The following is a 17,874-nucleotide window of genomic DNA, read 5'->3' as shown; positions in this document are numbered from 1 at the left end:
AGCCATCCTACCGGGAAACCGAAGCAGGCTGCGGCGAGATCTCCACACCAATTTTTAATCTCAAACAGTTAGCTTACAAATAGATTTCATTTCAGGCTTTTCAGAACACTCTGGGAGTTTCCTATGGCGCACAAACAGCAATTCAAAAGCTTTGACGACATGATTCAGGGATCCAAAACCCCCATCCTGGTGGATTTTTACGCCACTTGGTGTGGTCCCTGTCAGGTGATGGCCCAGGTGCTGGAGCAGGTGAAGCCGCAGGTGGGTGACGCCATCTCTTTCGTAAAGATTGACACAGAAAAGTACCCCAATATTGCTGCCCGCTGGGGTATCTACGCCGTGCCAACCCTCATCCTGTTCAAAGATGGGAAGCCGATTGACCGCATTGAGGGGCTGTTGCAGCCGCGGGCCCTGTTGGAGCGGTTGCGGGCGCAGGTCAACCTGCCGGTAGGCTAGGTGGACGTTGCTGGGATGGGGTCTTTTGGTCATCTTCTGGTGGCACAGCGAGCTCTCCAGCAAAACCGTCTTTGAGATGTCCTCGCAGGTGTTTGAGCGCTCTTTGGGATCTCCGCCTCTGGAGGTTCACCTGGCGGGAGAGGTGCCCTATCGCACTGCTTGGGCTTGGCAGCAAGCCAGGGTGGCTCGCCTGATCTGCAATCCGCAGCTGCCAGATGGGCTCCTACTGCTCACCCACCCGCCGGTCTACACCCTGGGGGCAGGGGCGGATCCCAAGTTCCTCAAGAGCTTGGCTGGACAGATAGGATCCCCAGCTGCCCGCCCAGAATTCCTCTCTGGACAAGGGCCAGAAATCCTGCGGGTAGAGCGCGGCGGCGAAGTCACGTACCACGGGCCAGGCCAGTGGGTTGGTTATGCGATCCTCAACCTCAGGCGCCACCGTCTGGATCTCCACTGGTACCTGCGCCAACTGGAGCAGGTGCTTATTGAAACTGTGGCCCACTTTGGCCTGCGGGGGGAGCGGATCCCTGGCCTCACAGGGGTTTGGGTGGAGGGGCGCAAAGTGGCGGCCATCGGCATCAAGGTCTCCCGCTGGGTGACCTACCACGGCTTTGCCCTCAACGTCTGCCCGGATCTAGCTGCCTTTGAGGCCATCGTGCCCTGTGGGATCCCTGATCGCCCGGTGGGATCCCTGGTGCACTTTTGTCCGGAGGTAACGATGGCTGCCGTAGCTCCGGTGCTGGTGGAGTCGTTCTGTCAGGTCTTTGGGCTGCAGGCTCAGGCAGTTTCCCTGGCCGAGTGGTTGGGAGAGCCTCGGCTTTCTGACAAGTTGCTGGGAGAATCAACCGCTCAGACGCCTAAGCGCAAGTGAGGGGAAAGACCAGACAGGTTACCCAACTTCGAGGTGGCCCTAGGTTTAATCCAAGGGCGGCTAATCCACCCCCAACTGGCGCAGCAGTTGCTGCAGGATGGCCTGGTTGGCAAAGTTGCCGCTCTTGGAAAAGAGAGCCAACGCCTGGCGAAAGTCGGCCATCGCCGCTTCTCGATCCCCCAACTGAAGATAGGCCACCCCGCGGCTAAAGTAGGCTTCTGGGATCCCTGCATTCAACTGAATGGCCCGCTCCGCATCGGCCAACGCCTCTTGGGGCTGGCGCAACTGGTTGTAGACGTAGCTGCGGTTCACATAGGCCGGAGCATAGCTGGGATCCAACTGCACCGCCCGATCCAGATCCGACAGGGCAGCCACGGGATCCCCCCGCAGCAACTTGAGGGATCCCTGCCAGTTGAGCTCGGAAGCGGTTTTTGAGCCCGAAGTCTTCTCAGCAGGGGTTGGCAAAGAGACGGCAGGGGCGGCAGCCAAGAATGTTGCTAGAAAACCCATCAGGGCCACTCTTGCCAATTTACGCTTCATGTGCTCTGCACTGCCAACGCGAACGTTGCTCTCTTCGGATCCCGAACTAGTTCAATATAGACCGTCGGCGAGAGGGGCAACCCCCTGCACTTAACTTGCAAGGGGTGCGGGGAGCTACAAGTTCCGCGCTCTGGCGGGAAAGTCAGGGTCGAGATACCGACTCCTCTGCCAAGTCGTTCTGTGACGCGGGGCAGGAATGCCCAATGGCAAGGTTGGGAGGCCCAAGCTCTATTGGCTAGAGTGAGGGCGGGGGGATGTTACAAGGAAAGCTTCTGGAATAGATGAGCCACCGGCAGGGCAAATCCTGGAATAACCTCTTCACCTTCTAGAAGATCAACCGATTTCAGGAGGCGGTCAGGCTCTTGAGAGCTGCGATACACCAGGACGTAGTGCTCGCTGGGGTGAACCAGCCAAACCAGGCGGCTGCCATTTTCAAAGTACTCCACCAGCTTGTCATGAATTTCTTCAACCGTATTGCGGGGGGAAAGCACTTCAACAGCCAGATCTGGAGCGCCTTCCAAAAATCCTGTGGGCAGTTCAGCCATGCCCTGCAAGCGTTCTTTAGCAAAAAAAGAGATGTCAGGGGAGCGCCAATTTCCACTCTTCATCTTAAAAGCAGTGCTGGAATCTAAAACGATCCCCAGCTTGTTGGACAAAACGTAGGGGGTCAAAGCTGCCAATAGGAGGCTGCAGACATAACCATGGAGTGCCCCCGCGCTTCCCATATCAATTGGCTTCCCATCAACAATCTCGTAGCGATGTCCCTCCCTGGACAACGCCATGAATTCTTCGGCTGTCCAAGCTCTTTTTCCCTGAGTTGGCACAGCTCCGACGGTCATCTGCAAACTCCTTGCTGCTCCTTCGACACCGCAAGCCAAGCCCGCAGGGATCCCCCAGCGGCTTTTCCTCGAGGGGGGACGCCAAAGGCTAAAATAGCCTAGCTCATCCTACTGTACCGACGGAAAAGGCACCTTGATCGAGCGCTACACTCTGCCCGAAATGGGCCAGATTTGGTCCACTGCCCACAAGCTCCAGACCTGGCTGCAGGTGGAGCTGGCTGTCTGTGAAGCGCAAGCGGAGCTGGGGCGGATCCCGCAAGAAGCCCTGCAGGAGATCAGAGCCAAAGCCGCCTTTGACCCGGCGCGGGTTTTGGAAATTGAGGCGGAAGTGAAGCACGATGTTATTGCCTTCCTAACCAACCTCAACGAGCACGTGGGCGAGGCAGGGCGCTACATCCACCTGGGCCTGACCAGCTCGGACGTGTTGGATACCGCTCTGGCCGTGCAGCTTGTGGCCTCGGTGGAGATCTTGCAAGCTCGCCTGGCCGACCTCATCGCTGCTATCCGCGACCAAGCTCGGCAGCACCGCTACACCCTCATGATCGGCCGCACCCACGGTGTTCACGCCGAGCCGATTACCTTTGGCTTTAAGCTGGCAGGGTGGCTGGCCGAGTGCCTGCGCCACCAAGAGCGCCTAGCTCGCCTGCGGGAAGTGGTGGCGGTGGGCAAGATCTCTGGCGCCGTGGGCACCTACGCCAACGTGCCTCCCCAGGTGGAGCAGTTGGCCTGCGCTCGCCTGGGCCTGAAGCCCGATACAGCCTCGACACAGGTAATCTCGCGGGATCGCCACGCTGAATACGTGCAAACCTTGGCTCTGATTGGCTCTTCCCTAGAGCGCTTTGCTACTGAAATCCGCCACCTGCAGCGAACAGAGGTACTGGAGGCTGAGGAGTACTTTGCCCCCGGCCAAAAGGGATCCTCTGCTATGCCCCACAAGCGCAACCCCATCAAGGCGGAACAACTGACGGGGCTGGCCCGTCTCCTGCGCGGGTATGCCGTCTCGGCCCTAGAAAACATTCCCCTTTGGCATGAGCGGGACATCTCCCACAGCTCCGTAGAGCGGGTCATCCTGCCGGATGCCTCCATCCTCTGCCACTATCTGTTGGTCAACATGGCGGAGCTGGTGGGCCAGCTGCAGGTTCACGCTCGCAACATGGAGCGCAATCTCAACCTCTACGGCGGCGTCATCTTCAGCCAGCAGGTGCTTCTAGCCTTGGTGGAGAAGGGCCTTAGCCGCGAGGAAGCTTACCGCCTGGTGCAGGAAAATGCTCACCGCGCCTGGAACCAGCCGCAGGGGGACTTTCGCGCCAATCTGCTGGCGGATCCCCGAGTGATGGCCCACCTGAGCGAGGCAGAACTGCAGGACTGCTTTGATCCCCAGCGCCACCTAACCCATTTGGACGAGATCTTTGCCCGCCTGGGCATTTGAGGATCCCCTATGGTTTGGCAGCGGCAGCACGTCTTGGGCTTGGCGGATTTTACTCCCGAAGAATACCAGATGGTTTTGCAGACCAGCGCCAGTTTCCAGGAGGTGTTGACGCGGCGGTTGCCCAAGGTGCCCACCTTGCAGGGGAAGGTGGTGGTGACGCTGTTCTTCGAGCCTTCCACCCGCACCCGTACCAGTTTTGAGCTGGCGGCCAAGCGCCTTTCGGCCGATGTGCTCAACTTTTCCCCAGGCACCTCTTCCTTGAGCAAAGGGGAGACGCTCTTGGATACGGCCCGCACCTTTCTGGCCATGGGATCCGATCTCTTAATCGTTCGCCATGCCCAGGCAGGAGTGCCCCAACAATTAGCTGCCGAGATCGACCGCCGTGGATCCCCTGTGGGCGTTCTCAATGCTGGGGATGGCCTGCACGAACATCCCACCCAAGGTTTGCTGGACTTGTTTACCCTCTGCAGCCATCTGGATCCCCGGCGTCCCCGTCTGGAGTTGCTGCAAGGGATCAAAATTGCCATTGTCGGCGATATTCTCCACTCGCGGGTGGCCCGCTCCGATATCTATGCCTTGGTGGCTGCCGGAGCTGAGGTTCACTTAGCCGGCCCTCCCACCCTGTTGCCCAAGGATTTTGCCCAGTTTGTACCCGGCCATACGCTCCCTGTCCATTGGCAGCTAGAGCCTGCCCTCGAAGGGTCGCGTTTTGTTATCACCCTACGCCTGCAGCAGGAGCGCATGGGCGAGTTCCTTCTCCCCAGCTTGCAGGAGTACCATCACTTCTTCGGCCTCACGCGGCAGCGGCTGCGCCTGTGCCACCCGGATGTCAAGCTTCTGCACCCCGGCCCGGTCAATCGCGGTGTGGAACTCAGCTCCGAGGTGATGGAGGATCCCGGCTTGAACCTGATTGAGCAGCAGGTCACCCACGGCGTGGCGGTGCGCATGGCCCTGCTGTACCTCATGGGGGGCGGGCGGATCCCAGCTTAGAGCCCAGATCTTTCTCTGCTCGGGGAACATGTAGAGCTGCCCCACGTCTAGAAGGTTGGAGTCTATCTTCTAACCAATTCTCTCTGCCAAAAGCCGAAAGAATCTCTGGGCGGGGCTTTTCCCGCCCTGCTGAAATCATGTCCAAGCTTGCCGAGAGGTGAGCAACATCTTTGTCTCAAATTTTACACATCTTGGATCTGGATCGAGTTTTTTTGCAGCCGTCTAAGCTTAGCTCTTATTCAAGTTGTGTCCGTTTGATTGGTTGTCAAATGAGATAGAAGTTCAGCAGTATAAGCCTTTTCGCGGATCCTGGGCTCCAGGATCCTGATTTTGCTGAAATCCAAACTGGCCAAAACCACCAGATGGAAAATCGAGGTTTGGAAACGAGCCAGCACACTCAAAAATATCGATTTTTCTCTTGACTTAACCCAAAGTTAACCTTTAGATATCCCTCCGTTAACTTTGAGGTTATAGGGTTGAAGATGTTGATTTGCCACAGATATTACCTATGCGAACCCTGCTTTCTGCTTTCTCCCTCACCGCTCTAACAGTAGGATTTCTAACAGCGACCTCGGCTCAAGCCCAAACCGTGCAAATCTCCGGGGCGGGCGCGACCTTTGCGGCTCCTTTGCTGCAACGTTGGTTTGACGCCTACAACCGCACCGTAGACCCCACTGTGCAAGTCAGCTATCAGTCTGTCGGTAGTGGTGCTGGCCTAGAGCAGGTGATCAATGGCACTGTGGACTTCGGCGCTTCCGAGGCGCCTTTCTCCGGTGCTCGCCTGGAAAGCTTCCGAGCTAAATACGGCTATGATCCCCTACAGTTGCCTCTGGCGGGAGGGGCCATCGAGTTTGCCTATAACCTGCCCGGCATTGAAGACGGAGAGCTCATCCTGAAGCGGAAAACCTACTGCGGCATCGTGACCGGCGAGATCACTCGCTGGGACGACATTCGCATCAAGGCCGAGAACCCACGTATAGCAAACAAGCTGCCACCCCTGGACATCACCTGGGTACACCGCTCTGATGGTTCTGGGACTACCTTTGTGTTCACCAACCACATCAGAACTGTCTGCCCTAATTGGACAGCCGGTGCTGGTACTTCTGTCGAGTGGCCTGTTGGCATTGGAGCCCAAGGGAATGAGGGCGTAGCCGCCACCATCAAGCAGGAGCCAGGGGCAATTGGCTACGTGAACCAGTCCTATGCCAAGCTGGAAAAGATGACCACTGCTCGCATGGAAAACAAAGCGGGCAACATTGTTGAGTTCTCGACTGAGGCAGCTACCTCGGCGCTGAATGCTCCCATTCCTGATAACTTTGCGCTGTTGGTGCCCGACCCTGAAGGGCCAAATGACTACCCAATCGTGGGCTTGTTCTGGGTGATGCTGTACCGCGAGTATCCCGATCAGCAGAAGCTGACCAAGCTGGTGGAGGCTCTGAAGTGGACCCAGGGGCCAGAGGGTCAAGCCATCACCAAGGAGCTGGACTACATCCCTATGCCTGAGGCGGCTATCCAGCGGATCTTTGCAGAGCTGGATGCCATCACCGTTAACCCCAAGGCGGTGCGATGACTGGGTTGCAGCCTGAACTCCACTAGAGTGGAGCTGGTGGCCGGCTGAGGAGGCAGATGAGGCTTTCTCGGTCGGCTGCTGGGCTTACCTTGCACGGTGGGATTTTTAGGAAAGTTTTGAACCGAAGATGATCATGGGAGAGAGGCTATGACTTCAGCGGCTACGGGTTATGGTTCACCACCAAACCCGGATATCGATGTTGACATTGAGAAAAAGGCGAGCCTGTCTCGGGCTGTTGATGTGGGCTTTGTCCGCCTGACGCTGGCCTTGGCAGGGTTTGCCGGCATTATCCTCATCTGGGTGATTCTTCAAACCACCGAAGCGGCTCTGCCGGCGATTCAGCAGTTTGGCTTGGGCTTCCTGGTTACTGCCCGCTGGAACCCGGTGGAAAACATCTACGGGGTGCTACCACAGATTTATGGCAGTTTGGTGACCTCTCTGGTGGCTTTGATTTTTGCCATCCCTCTGGGCATTGGCACTGCCATCTTCCTGACGGAAGGTTTTGCCCCCAAGTGGGTAACGGAGCCGATTAGCTTTGCCATTGAGCTGATCGTGGCCACTCCCAGTGTGGTGCTGGGGCTGTGGGGGATCTTTGTGCTGATTCCAGCAGTGCGGCCCATCTTTCGAGCCATTAACCAGACGCTGGGTTGGATCCCTTTCTTGGGTGGCCCGGCTCCGCGGGGGCCCAGCTTGTTGATAGTGGCTATGGTGCTGGGGATCATGATCTCTCCCATCATCATCTCCATTACCCGCAGTACCCTTGAATCTCTGCCACGCAGCCTAAAAGAGGGCGCTTTGGCTCTGGGGGCAACCCGCTGGGAGACCCTCTTAACGGTGATGATCCCTGCCGGCCTGTCGGGCATTGTCAGCTCGATCATGCTGGCGCTGGGGCGGGCCCTGGGAGAGACCATGGTAGCGGCCATGCTTTCCGGCAACGCCAACCGCATCAATATCTCCCTAATGCAGCCGGGATCCACCATTACTGGCTTGATTGCCTCTCAGTTTGGCGAGGCAGGACGCTTGCAGGTTTCGGCTCTCATGTATGCCGGCGTGGTGCTGATGGTGCTGACGTTATTGGTCAACATTGTTGCCGAGATCATCATCCGCAAGTTTCAAAACTTGGAGCAGTAACTTGGGAAGCAGAAAGAAGATGAAGGAGCACTGTTATCATGTCCGACTCAGCACAGCTTGCCCCTGAGAAGGTTGACATCGACATTACTCGTGCCGCCATTGCCCCTGTCCGCAATTACACAGGCATTGTCCTAACCCTGCTGAGTGGCCTCTTTGTGGCGGTGATCATAGCTTCCCTATCTTGGGTGCTGTGGGATGTGGGCAAGGAAGGCATCCAGCGGATAAATTGGGATGTCCTCACCCAGACCCGCTACCCTGCCCCTGGCCTGGCGGAAGGGGGCTTTGGTCACGCAATTGTCGGCAATTTAATGGTGCTGGCTACGGGGGCGGCTTTGAGCTTTCCCTTCGGCATCTTGGCGGCAGTGTACTTGTCTGAATTCGGTCGCGGCACCCGCTTGGCTTATCTGGTTAAGTTTTCCTGCAATGTGCTCACGGGGGTACCGGCCATTCTCTGCGGCCTGTTTGCCTATGCTGTGGTGGTGAGGGGATCCGGCTTTTCGGCTTTCTCGGGAGGGGTGGCTTTTGGCGTGCTGATGCTGCCGATTGTCATCCGCTCCACCGAGGAGGCGTTGCTGCTGGTTTCGCCCGACATGCGCTTGGCTTCCCTTGGCCTGGGCTCAAATCGCTTTCAGACCACAATGCGCGTTGTTTTGCCGGCAGCGGCACCGGCCATCGTAACCGGGCTAATCCTGGCTTTGGCCCGAGCGGCAGGCGAGGCTGCACCTCTGCTCTTTACCGCCTTCAACAACAATTTCTGGTCTACTGATCTCTTTGGCCCGGTGGCTACCTTGCCGGTGATGGTCTACTTTTTCTCCATCATTCCCTACAGGGTGCAGCAGGAGCTGGCTTGGGCGGGCGCTTTGGTTTTGTTAGCCATTGTTTTGGCGGCCAGCTTGACCGCTCGCTTTTTGGTGTACAAGACCAGGAAATAGCCTGAGGATTCTCAACAAAGTCTTGAATCGAACTCTTCGTCGAACTCTAGCTCTTTTTGTGAGTGCTGCCATGCAAACTCAATCTCTTAACCAGACCTCTTACGTTTTCAGGACCGAGAACCTGAATGTCTACTATGGCTCCAATCTGGCGGTAAAAAATGTTACTCTGGACATCCCAGCCCGACAGATTACTGCGTTTATCGGCCCTTCCGGCTGTGGCAAAAGCACGATCCTACGTTGCTTCAACCGCACCAACGATTTGATCCCCGGTGCTCGTGTAGAGGGCAAGCTCACCTACCACGGCAAGGATCTCTACGCCAAAGAGGTCGATCCGGTGGCGGTGCGGCGGCGTATCGGCATGGTCTTCCAAAAGCCCAATCCCTTCCCCAAAAGCATTTACGACAACGTGGCCTACGGCCCGCGGGTGCTGGGGATGAAGGTAGACTTGGACGAGGTGGTGGAAACCTCGCTGAAACGGGCTGCCCTCTGGGATGAAGTCAAAGACAAGTTGAAAGAAAATGGTCAGTCGCTGTCGGGAGGGCAGCAGCAGCGCCTGTGTATTGCCCGCGCTCTAGCGGTACAGCCGGATGTGATTTTGATGGATGAGCCCTGTTCGGCGTTGGATCCCATTTCCACCCGCCGCATTGAGGAGCTGATGAAGGAGCTGGAGGAGGAATATACCATCATCATTGTCACCCACAACATGCAGCAGGCCAGCCGCGTCTCGGATATGACGGCTTTCTTCAGCGTGGAGCTGGTGGGATCCAACCGTGTGGGCGAGCTGATTGAATTTGACAGAACTGAAGTCATCTTCAACAGCCCCACCAAGCAAGCCACAAGAGATTATGTGGAGGGCCGCTTCGGCTAATCGACCTGGCCGGACAGGGATCCTTCCCATACTGTTCTCGGCAAACCCTTTTGCAGGCAATTTCTGCCGATGATGGAGTCTGAAGAACCGTTGCACCCAAATACGGATACCTATGATCGTTGCCGCTCCTGACAAGCTGCAGGCTTTGCGTTCTGACTTAGAGGGTATTGAGATCATCACTGATCCGGCTCAGGTGGCCAAGTTGTCGTTGGATTTTTACCACTACAGCCCCGTGCTGAGCCGACAACTGAGCGACAAGCGGGGAGATTTGGTGGTGCGCCCCGCCGATGAGGCCGAGGTGATGCGGGTGGCAGCGGCCTGTGCCAGGCTGCGGATCCCGGTTACGGTGCGCGGTGCCGGTACCGGTAATTACGGCCAATGTATCCCGCTGGCCGGGGGTGTGATCCTGGACATGGGCAAGCTCAACCAGGTGCTTTGGGCAAAGCCGGGCTTGGCGCGGGTGCAGGCGGGGGCCAAGTTGATGGCCATCGACAAACACACCCGGGAGATGGGCTGGGAGATCCGCATGGCTCCTTCCACCTATCGCACGGCCACCATCGGGGGGTTCATTGCCGGCGGCAGCGGCGGCATTGGCTCTGTGACCTACGGCCAACTGCGGGATCGCGGCAACATCTTGGGTTTGCGGGTGGTCACCCTGGAGGAAGAGCCGCGGGTGCTGGAGCTGCGGGGAGACGAGGTGTTCCAAGTGAGCCATGCCTGGGGCCTGAATGGGATCATCACCGAGGTGGAGATTCCGCTGGCGCCTGCTTACCCTTGGGCAGAGCTGGTGGTGGCCTTTCCCCCTGAAGTGGGCTTTATGCCCTGTGCCCATTTTGGCCAGGCCCTGGGCGATGCGGATGGGATCATCAAGAAGATGATCAGCCTGCACGCTTGGCCGATCCCCAGCTACTTTGCACCGCTGCGGGGTCATTTGCCAGAAGGATCCGCTGTGGCCCTGTTGATGGTGGCCGAATGCAGCCTGGAGCCGCTGTTGGAGCTTGTCCGGGAACATGGGGGCCAAGTGGTTTACAACAAAACGGCCCAGGAGGCCAGCAAGGGGATCTCGCTGGGGGAATTTTCTTGGAACCACACCACTTTGCACTGCCGCAGCGTGGATCCCAGCCTGACTTATTTACAATCGGCTTTTCCCGCCGATCGGGAGCTGAAGCTGGTGCAGCACATGTACGAGTATTTTGGCGACGAAGTGCTGATGCACCTGGAGTGGATTCGCATCAACGGGCAAGCTACCCCTGTCGGCCTGCAAATTGTCCGCTTTACCACCGAAGAGCGTCTAAACGAGATCATGCGCTACCACGAAGAGCAGGGAGTATTTATTGCCAACCCCCACACTTTCATCATCGAAGACGGCGGGCGCAAAGTGATGGATCCGCGCCAGATTCGTTTTAAAGAAGAAGTGGATCCCTATGGCCTGCTCAATCCGGGCAAGATGCGCACCTGGCAGGAGCGCGCCTCTGCTTGAGGAATAGCAACAGTAGCACAGCAATTGGCCTTGGTCTATCTGTATTGCCCATGTTTAATCCCTGATGGATTGTCTGGGCAGGACAACACCAGTCCAAAGCTCTACAGTCAGCTAGAAATCGCAGGAGCCCCGCACTGTACCCGTAGGGTCGGTGTCGGGAGGAATGCGCTTTGATGAAGTACAATGAACTTATGAGCCAAGTCCTGACCATATCCTGTAAGCTCAAGGTGTCCCCGTCGCAAGCCGCCAAATTGGACGCGACGATGGATGCCTTTGTACAGGCATTGAACTGGGTCAACCAGAACACGCAGGAGAAGATCGTCAACGCGGTCAAGCTGCAATCCCTTTGCTACTACGAGATTCGAGCCCGGTTTGGCTTGTCCAGTAACTTGGCTCAACAGGTGTGCAGACGGGTAGCGGGTTCCCGCAAAGTGGCTAAGCAGAAAAAGCGTCCCGTCAAGGAGTTTGAGAGCGGCTTTGTTACCTACGACGCCCGTATCTTTTCGTTCCGTCAAAAAGACTGGACGGTGTCGCTCACCACGGTGGAAGGGAGAGAACGCTTTGAACTGGCCATTGGCAACTACCAGCGTGGGATGCTGGCTGGTTCCAACCCCAAATCTGCCACCCTGGTCAAGCGCAAAGATGGCTCCTACTACATCCAGATTTGCGTAGAGAAAAAACCACCCAAGCAACAAGATACCGACAAGGTGATCGGGGTGGACTTTGGAAGGACAGATATTGCCCATACGTCAGACGGGGACAACTGGAATGGACAGCAGTTGAACAGAGTCCGCGACCACTACTCCAAGCTGAGGGCGGCACTCCAACGCAAAGCCAGTAAGGGCACACGCAGTTCGCGGCGCAGATGCCGTCAACTGCTGCAACGGCTGTCTGGCAAGGAAAGACGCTTTCAGTCGCGTCAGCGTTGCGTAGCAAAAACGTGGGTCAATCATCGCATCTCCAAAGCTATTGTCTCCAGGGCAAAAGCTACCAACAGCGCTATCGCTCTGGAAGACCTGACAGGGATCCGGGAAAGAGTCAATCAACAACCCCGCAGCAAAACCGAAAGGCGCAGGGCCAACAGTTGGGCGTTCTACCAGCTACGCCAGTTTCTGGAATACAAGGCGAGAGTTGCAGGGGTTTCTCTGGTTCTTGTGCCGCCTGCCTACACGTTGCAGACCTGTCACCGGTGTTTGCACATCCATCCCGACCCTGCGCAATCCTATCGCAGTGGCAAGTCGTTCAAGTGTGGGCACTGTGGATGGGAAGGAGATGCGGACTTGAATGGTGCAAACGTAATTGCGCTCTTGGGGGCTGCCGTAAACCAGCCTAGAGGTTCGGGCCTGTTTTGTTCTCTGGTAGAGCAGAGCAGGCTCAGGGCTACTGAAAGCCCGCTCCGTACCGCTTAGCGGTCGGAGCCGGGTAGTTTACTACTGTGGGAATGCTGTCCACCGTTAAATGCTTTGTGGTGTGGACTGTCAAACTTCCGGCAGCCAGTCCTCTGCAAGCACCAACTCTGGAGAGTAGGGACAGACATCTGGAAATGTCGAGATTTCTATCCCCGTTTGCCTGGCTGCTTGGCGGCGCGCCCGTTGATAACTCTCTTCAAGTTGCTCTACCAGATAACCTTTTAGGCTAGGGCTATCTTCTATGGCCAATCCGATTTGGGTTCGCGCATCTGTAATGGAATCTAGCCAGCTATCTGAACGGCGCTGAGGTTGATATTGCCACTTGAGTAGATGCAGCAGAAGGCGAGTTAATTGACTGGCAATCCCTCGTCGTTCGCTCTTACCCAAATTCTCAACCTCTTCAATTAAGTGTGTTAGGTCAATTTCATGCCAGCGCCTTTCCCGCAATAGCCGGGTTGTTCGGTCAATCCACAAGTTAAAGTCTGCCGAGTATAGATTGCTCACAGCTTTGTCCTGCTGAAAAATAGGGTCGCGATAATTATGAAATCCAGACTACGTCCTTCTTGAGTTTACTACAATAAAACCTGTAACACCTGAGTTCTCAACCGTCTGGGAGCAGAGTCCTCTGGTGACAAACCTTATCCAGGCAACTCTTTCTATGGTCATTTCGATTTAAAGCAGGACACTGCACCCACACTTAAAGTGCACCGAGCCGGAAGGCTTTTCAAGGACTCCGTCCCGCTGGCGCGATCAGGAGCCCAGGCGTCTTACCCTAAACTGAAGCAACTATATTTGACGAATATTTGACGGAGAGTGGATGGAGAGGGTGTCCCTGTGGAGAAAGGTTCAAACAAACGCTTTAACTGCCATAGTAGTTGATGGCTAAAGCTCCCACCAGAGTAAGCTGAAAGACCAAGATCACGAAGTAGAAAATGGCGCGGGGCTTGAACAGAGTGAGCATCAAGCCTATGGCTTTCAAGTCTACTATCGGCCCAAACACCATAAAAGCCAACAGGGATCCCGGCGTGAAGGTGGCGGCAAAGGAGAGGGCGAAAAAGGCATCCACCGTCGAGCAGATGGAGATGATCCCGGCCAGGGCCATCATGATCAGGATTGAGAGCAATGCATCTTGGCCATAATCCAGCACAAACGAACGCGGGATCACCGTTTGAATCAGGGCCGCCATCGCCGAGCCCAAGATGAGCACGGATCCCAATTCGCGGATCTCCCTGGCCCAGGTCTGCAGCAGGAGAACTCCTTTTTGTCCCCTGGAGGGAGAAGGCGCAGCGGCCAGAGCAGAGCGATACACATCTTCAGCCGTTTGTAAAGTGGCCAGGGATCCGCCAGAGGCCCCTTGAGCAGGGCTCTGGGATCCAATCCAGAAGGTGCCCCCCTGCAACAACGGCGAGCGGGAGATGTTCTTCGGATCAGCTTCTTGGGAGCAATTGCGCTGCAGCTCCCGCCAGACTGACGGCTGCAACAGAGGCTGGAAATCCTTTTGCAGGCTGAAGATCAAGCCGACGACAACCGCAATGCCGAAGGAAAAGAGAACTCGGTAGATCACCAGCTCCGGCATGGAGCGAAAGGCAATCCAAGTGGAAAAGATCACCACTGGGTTAAACACCGGCGCCGCCAACAGAAAGGCCACCGCCACGTGGGGTGGGATCCCTTTGATCACCAGTTGACGGGCCACCGGCAGGTTGCCGCACTCGCACACCGGGAAAAAGAATCCTAAAGCGCCACCGGCCACCGCGCTGCCGATTTTGCCTTTGGGCAGGAAACGGGCCAACTGGGATCCCTCCACAAACACCGCCAGCAGCCCCGACAGAAACACCCCTAGCAGCAGAAATGGCATGGCCTGCACCACAAGGCTCAGAAACAGGGTGAACCCGTCTCGCCAAAGGGGAGAGTCTAAAAGGCTCAACACACCGCCTCACGCACAATTTGGGCCTTACTGAGTTTGGATCTCGGCCCAGCGCCCTGTCAAACGGCTCTCAACCCCGCTCTTCTATAGGGATGTAGCGTTGCTGGCGTTCACCTGTGTACACCTGGGTGGGTCGGAAAAGCCGATTATCGGACAACTGCTCCCGCCAATGGGCCAGCCAACCCGCCGCTCGGGCAATGGCAAACACCGGTGTAAACAAATCTTCTGGGATCCCCAGCTTGGCGTAGACCAACCCTGAGTAGAAGTCCACATTCGGGTAGATCCCCTTCGGCCCTAGCAACTCCTCACACACCCGCTCCACCTCCAGGGCAATGTCGTAGTACTTGTCGTGGCCGTAGCGCTCAAATAGCTCTTCGGCCAGCCGCTGCAGGATAGTGGCCCGCGGATCCTTCACCTTGTAGACTCGGTGCCCCATGCCCATGATGCGCTGTTTTTTGGCCAGTTTCTCCTCGATAAACGAGCGCACATTTTCCACCGAGCCAATTTGCCGCAGCAGCATCATCACCTGTTGGTTGGCACCCCCGTGCAACAGCCCCGAAAGGGTACCCACCGCCGTGGCCAGGCTGCTGTAAGGGTTAGCCAGCGTGGAAGCGCTCACCAGAAGGGCAAACGTAGAGGCATTGACCGTGTGCTCGGCGTGCAGGATCAGGCAGATGTCAAAAATGCGGGCCAACCAGGGATCCGGCTTCTTGCCCGAGAGCATGTATAGGAAATTGGCAGCATGATCCAGGTTGTCGTCCGGGGGAATGGGATCATTGCCCTGTCGCATCTGGTGGAACATGGCCACCATGGTCGGCAGCTTGGAGAGCAAGCGGGTGACGGTGCCGAATACATAGTCGGGATCCATCTCCCGCAGCGGGTAAAACAGCCCCAAGCCCGCCACACAGGTTTGCAGAGCATCCATCGGGTGGCCCGACTCTGGAAACGACTTGATCATGTCGCGGATGCGGTATTTCACCCGTCGATGACTGCGGATTGCCTGATCAAAGTTGTCCAGCTCCGATTGGGTCGGCAGCTTTCCAAAGATCAGCAAGTAGGCTGTCTCCAGAAAGGTACTGTGGGCGGTCAATTCCTCGATGGGGATGCCCCGATATTCCAGGATCCCCGCCTGGCCATCCACAAAACTAATGTTGGAGCGTGTGGCCGGAACGCCTTCCAAGCCTGGTCTGTATTCGCCATCCGCCATGGTCGGATCCTTAGAGCAAGTATTTCCTAGATAATGATGAATCAAGGGTTGCCAAAGGTGCCTGGAACCCAACCCCTTGTTCCTCTTGGGCAGCACTGACCCCGCTTTGCCCCATTGACATGCTCCCTGCTCTAGAGGGCGAGGATTCCAGTTACTGGTTCCGTGACAGCACTTACCGTAAAGGACTCCGTCTCGCTTTCGCAAGAAGGTTTCCCCTCTACGACAGCGGCGCTTGTCTCCCCAGTGGTTTTCTTTTTCAAGGCGGCTTCCCCCTGCCCTAGGGTGTTGTTGCAGACAACAAAAAACTATTACAAAACTATTTATTTATTATTTGTTTGGGTTTGACCCAGTCGTTAAACCGTTGGGCTTCTGCAGCGGTTGACTACCCTGCCGCTGCCGGCAGCATAGCACAAAGCCGCTCCCTACTGCTCCGCAAGCTGTCGCGACTGCGTCAGCGAGCCGTGAGCCTTGAGGGCCCAGTTTTTGGGTAAAGCAAAGTTTGGATCCCTGCAGCCAAGTGCCGCCCTTGCCATCCTTTACAGAGAGCTGGGCTGGGATCTGCCTTCTATCTTGCAACAGCTCCCGCTGCCCGACGCAAAAATTGTTGCTATGGTGAGAACTGCGCCCGGCTTGAGGGATCTTGGCGCCTGCCGGAGCCGTGAAAGTTCGCTCCCCCGCTTGGAGATCGGCATCGATGTCCGATACTGCTCAAACTCACCTTGGCTCCAGCCCAGTGCAAGGACCGGAGTACGTGGTGCTGGGAGTGGCCACTTGCTTCCAGCAGGATCAGGAAGGTCGCCTGGTAGAGGTTTTGGTGGCCGAGCCGGTGCCTGCTGCCGATTTGGACTGCCTGGCCCAAGAACGCCGCAGCACTTCCTATGTTCTCCTCTACGCCACAACCTACGCCGAGATCGTGAACAACGGGATCCCAACTTTGCCTGCCGAGGTTTTCCCGCCAGGGGTGTTGTTGGGAGAAGACTTCGTGGAACGGGTGCAGGCAGCGGCCCGCACCTATCGCAGCAAGCCCCAGTTTCGCCATATCCCCCTGCACCAAACCTGCACTCCAGAGCGGGGGGTGTTTAAGCTCAATCACAGCGTTGATCCCCGACGGATCCTCAACGCGGTTGTGGAGGTGAAGGATGCCGACAACATCAAACAGCACCCCCACACCCATCAACGGCTCTGACTCACTGGGTTGTACGGGTCAGACGTGCCCTGGAAAGCAGGTTGAACCGCCACTCTGGGCTAGGCTTCGGGATCCCTCTACCCTTCTGGAGCAGGTACGCAGCGGTCAGGTTTGGCTGGTTAAGGGAATGGGATCCCATGGGCTGTTGCTGGAGAAAGCTCATAATTGAGACGGGGGGAGCCCAAGAGAGAAACTCGAGCGCTTGTTTCACCAAAAGACAAGCTGCTGCCGCCTCAACCCCAGCAAAAGGACGGCAAAACACTTGGTCAAAGGAATTGGTGGCTTTCCGGCTGCAACACTATCTCGCTCGGTACAGCACCAGCGGGCGCTGTAAGGGCAAAGCAGATGGCTTCCGCAGCCGTGGCAGGGCTGAGCATCTTGTCTCGTTGCACCTTCAGGCTGATGGGATCCCAGAAGGGTGAGTCGATGCCCCCGAAGTAAAACAGCGTAAATCTGACCCCAAAGCGCTTCAGCTCATCGGCCATGCACTTGCTAAACCCGACCACCCCAAACTTGGCCGCACAGTAAGCAGAGGCCATCGCCATGGGATAACGTCCAAGGACGCCGGGAAAATTGAGGATGTGGCCGGATTTTTGCTCCCGCATGGGGTTGGCAGCCAGTTGGCTGGTGTAGAAGCTGCCCTTCAGGTTGACCGCCAGCATTCGCTCCAGGTCTGCGGGGGTTAGCTGGGGAGCAGGCTTCAGGATCCCGGCCCCGGCCAGGTTAATCAGCACGTCAATGCGCCCATGCTTTTGCACCGTTTGGTTGACCAGTGCCTCTACCTGGGCATAGTCCGTCACATCAGTGGGGATCCCCAATCCAGAGGCAGCCCCCAAAGAGGCTGATTTCTCCACCAGAGCTCGCAGGGGCTCTTCTCGCCGAGCGGCCAACACCAGATGGGATCCGGCCTGAGCCAGCATGGGCACCAGGACGCTGCCGATACCACCTGTTGCCCCTGTGATCAAAATAACTGCCTGCGATAGCGGAGAAGACACGTTACGTTTCTTAAACTCTTTTTCCCATCATACACAGGGATCCCGAC

Annotated in this window: 17 protein-coding genes; 11 read left to right on the top strand and 6 right to left on the bottom strand. The window is 56.9% G+C overall.

Annotated features, from left to right (window positions below):
- Positions 1-123 precede the first annotated feature (123 nt).
- Complete coding sequence (trxA, locus tag ACVWZG_RS09200; protein ID WP_457393881.1) at positions 124-456, top strand: thioredoxin; 333 nt, start codon at positions 124-126, stop codon at positions 454-456.
- A 76-nt stretch (positions 457-532) separates the two neighbouring features.
- A complete protein-coding gene (gene lipB, locus ACVWZG_RS09195; protein WP_457394081.1) occupies positions 533-1,327 on the top strand; it encodes a lipoyl(octanoyl) transferase LipB in 795 nt (264 codons plus the stop codon).
- Positions 1,328-1,387: 60 nt separating this feature from the next.
- Here the strand turns inward: lipB and ACVWZG_RS09190 are convergent, their stop codons facing one another.
- Complete coding sequence (locus ACVWZG_RS09190) at positions 1,388-1,867, bottom strand: tetratricopeptide repeat protein (protein WP_457406497.1); 480 nt, start codon at positions 1,865-1,867, stop codon at positions 1,388-1,390.
- Between the two features lie 257 nt (positions 1,868-2,124).
- Positions 2,125-2,706, bottom strand: coding sequence for a Uma2 family endonuclease (locus ACVWZG_RS09185; protein WP_011430559.1), 582 nt, complete (start codon positions 2,704-2,706; stop codon positions 2,125-2,127).
- A gap of 133 nt (positions 2,707-2,839) precedes the next feature.
- Between ACVWZG_RS09185 and purB the strand changes: the two genes are divergently transcribed.
- The 8 genes from purB (at position 2,840) to ACVWZG_RS09145 (ending at position 12,515) form a co-directional block, all read left to right on the top strand.
- Entirely contained in the window at positions 2,840-4,135 is a 1,296-nt protein-coding gene (gene purB, locus ACVWZG_RS09180; RefSeq protein ID WP_457406500.1) for an adenylosuccinate lyase, read from the top strand.
- 9 nt (positions 4,136-4,144) lie between these two features.
- Complete coding sequence (locus ACVWZG_RS09175; RefSeq protein ID WP_457406502.1) at positions 4,145-5,125, top strand: aspartate carbamoyltransferase catalytic subunit; 981 nt, start codon at positions 4,145-4,147, stop codon at positions 5,123-5,125.
- Between the two features lie 508 nt (positions 5,126-5,633).
- Entirely contained in the window at positions 5,634-6,695 is a 1,062-nt protein-coding gene (pstS, locus tag ACVWZG_RS09170; RefSeq protein WP_457393895.1) for a phosphate ABC transporter substrate-binding protein PstS, read from the top strand.
- 147 nt (positions 6,696-6,842) lie between these two features.
- Positions 6,843-7,826 carry a phosphate ABC transporter permease subunit PstC gene (gene pstC, locus ACVWZG_RS09165; protein ID WP_457393898.1) on the top strand — a complete coding sequence of 328 codons (984 nt, stop codon included), beginning with the start codon at positions 6,843-6,845 and terminating at the stop codon, positions 7,824-7,826.
- Positions 7,827-7,864: 38 nt separating this feature from the next.
- Positions 7,865-8,758 (top strand): phosphate ABC transporter permease PstA, encoded by an 894-nt coding sequence (gene pstA / locus ACVWZG_RS09160; protein ID WP_414399765.1) that lies wholly within the window; start codon positions 7,865-7,867, stop codon positions 8,756-8,758.
- 70 nt (positions 8,759-8,828) lie between these two features.
- On the top strand, positions 8,829-9,626 hold the full coding sequence (pstB, locus tag ACVWZG_RS09155; protein ID WP_099883872.1) for a phosphate ABC transporter ATP-binding protein PstB: 798 nt from the start codon (positions 8,829-8,831) through the stop codon (positions 9,624-9,626).
- A gap of 112 nt (positions 9,627-9,738) precedes the next feature.
- On the top strand, positions 9,739-11,106 hold the full coding sequence (locus tag ACVWZG_RS09150) for an FAD-binding oxidoreductase (protein ID WP_457406505.1): 1,368 nt from the start codon (positions 9,739-9,741) through the stop codon (positions 11,104-11,106).
- Positions 11,107-11,297: 191 nt separating this feature from the next.
- A complete protein-coding gene (locus ACVWZG_RS09145; protein WP_457415344.1) occupies positions 11,298-12,515 on the top strand; it encodes an RNA-guided endonuclease InsQ/TnpB family protein in 1,218 nt (405 codons plus the stop codon).
- 69 nt (positions 12,516-12,584) lie between these two features.
- Here the strand turns inward: ACVWZG_RS09145 and ACVWZG_RS09140 are convergent, their stop codons facing one another.
- The 3 genes from ACVWZG_RS09140 to ACVWZG_RS09130 all read right to left on the bottom strand — a co-directional run bounded on the left by ACVWZG_RS09140 (position 12,585) and on the right by ACVWZG_RS09130 (position 15,646).
- Positions 12,585-13,019, bottom strand: a complete 435-nt coding sequence (locus tag ACVWZG_RS09140) for a DUF29 domain-containing protein (RefSeq protein ID WP_457406511.1) — start codon at positions 13,017-13,019, stop codon at positions 12,585-12,587.
- A 355-nt stretch (positions 13,020-13,374) separates the two neighbouring features.
- Entirely contained in the window at positions 13,375-14,442 is a 1,068-nt protein-coding gene (locus ACVWZG_RS09135; RefSeq protein WP_414341727.1) for a permease, read from the bottom strand.
- Positions 14,443-14,509: 67 nt separating this feature from the next.
- Entirely contained in the window at positions 14,510-15,646 is a 1,137-nt protein-coding gene (locus tag ACVWZG_RS09130) for a citrate synthase (RefSeq protein WP_011433503.1), read from the bottom strand.
- A 694-nt stretch (positions 15,647-16,340) separates the two neighbouring features.
- Here ACVWZG_RS09130 and ACVWZG_RS09125 point away from each other — a divergent pair.
- Complete coding sequence (locus ACVWZG_RS09125; RefSeq protein ID WP_457393907.1) at positions 16,341-16,832, top strand: hypothetical protein; 492 nt, start codon at positions 16,341-16,343, stop codon at positions 16,830-16,832.
- A 266-nt stretch (positions 16,833-17,098) separates the two neighbouring features.
- Here ACVWZG_RS09125 and ACVWZG_RS09120 read toward each other — a convergent pair whose 3' ends face one another.
- Positions 17,099-17,827: an SDR family oxidoreductase gene (locus ACVWZG_RS09120; RefSeq protein WP_011433499.1), complete on the bottom strand. Its 729-nt coding sequence runs from the start codon at positions 17,825-17,827 to the stop codon at positions 17,099-17,101.
- Between the last annotated feature and the right edge of the window lie 47 nt (positions 17,828-17,874).

This window comes from Thermostichus sp. OS-CIW-33 (assembly GCF_054059615.1).
This window is presented reverse-complemented; position numbering and strand designations above follow the sequence as displayed.

Excerpts from the sequence above, each read along its gene's own strand:
- trxA (WP_457393881.1), top strand. The coding sequence starts at position 124 with ATGGCGCACAAACAGCAATTCAAAAGCTTTGACGACATGATTCAGGGA.
- lipB (WP_457394081.1), top strand. The coding sequence starts at position 533 with ATGTCCTCGCAGGTGTTTGAGCGCTCTTTGGGATCTCCGCCTCTGGAG.
- ACVWZG_RS09190 (WP_457406497.1), bottom strand. The coding sequence starts at position 1,867 with ATGAAGCGTAAATTGGCAAGAGTGGCCCTGATGGGTTTTCTAGCAACA.
- ACVWZG_RS09185 (WP_011430559.1), bottom strand. The coding sequence starts at position 2,706 with ATGACCGTCGGAGCTGTGCCAACTCAGGGAAAAAGAGCTTGGACAGCC.
- ACVWZG_RS09175 (WP_457406502.1), top strand. The coding sequence starts at position 4,145 with ATGGTTTGGCAGCGGCAGCACGTCTTGGGCTTGGCGGATTTTACTCCC.
- pstS (WP_457393895.1), top strand. The coding sequence starts at position 5,634 with ATGCGAACCCTGCTTTCTGCTTTCTCCCTCACCGCTCTAACAGTAGGA.
- pstC (WP_457393898.1), top strand. The coding sequence starts at position 6,843 with ATGACTTCAGCGGCTACGGGTTATGGTTCACCACCAAACCCGGATATC.
- pstA (WP_414399765.1), top strand. The coding sequence starts at position 7,865 with ATGTCCGACTCAGCACAGCTTGCCCCTGAGAAGGTTGACATCGACATT.
- pstB (WP_099883872.1), top strand. The coding sequence starts at position 8,829 with ATGCAAACTCAATCTCTTAACCAGACCTCTTACGTTTTCAGGACCGAG.
- ACVWZG_RS09150 (WP_457406505.1), top strand. The coding sequence starts at position 9,739 with ATGATCGTTGCCGCTCCTGACAAGCTGCAGGCTTTGCGTTCTGACTTA.
- ACVWZG_RS09145 (WP_457415344.1), top strand. The coding sequence starts at position 11,298 with ATGAGCCAAGTCCTGACCATATCCTGTAAGCTCAAGGTGTCCCCGTCG.
- ACVWZG_RS09130 (WP_011433503.1), bottom strand. The coding sequence starts at position 15,646 with ATGGCGGATGGCGAATACAGACCAGGCTTGGAAGGCGTTCCGGCCACA.
- ACVWZG_RS09125 (WP_457393907.1), top strand. The coding sequence starts at position 16,341 with ATGTCCGATACTGCTCAAACTCACCTTGGCTCCAGCCCAGTGCAAGGA.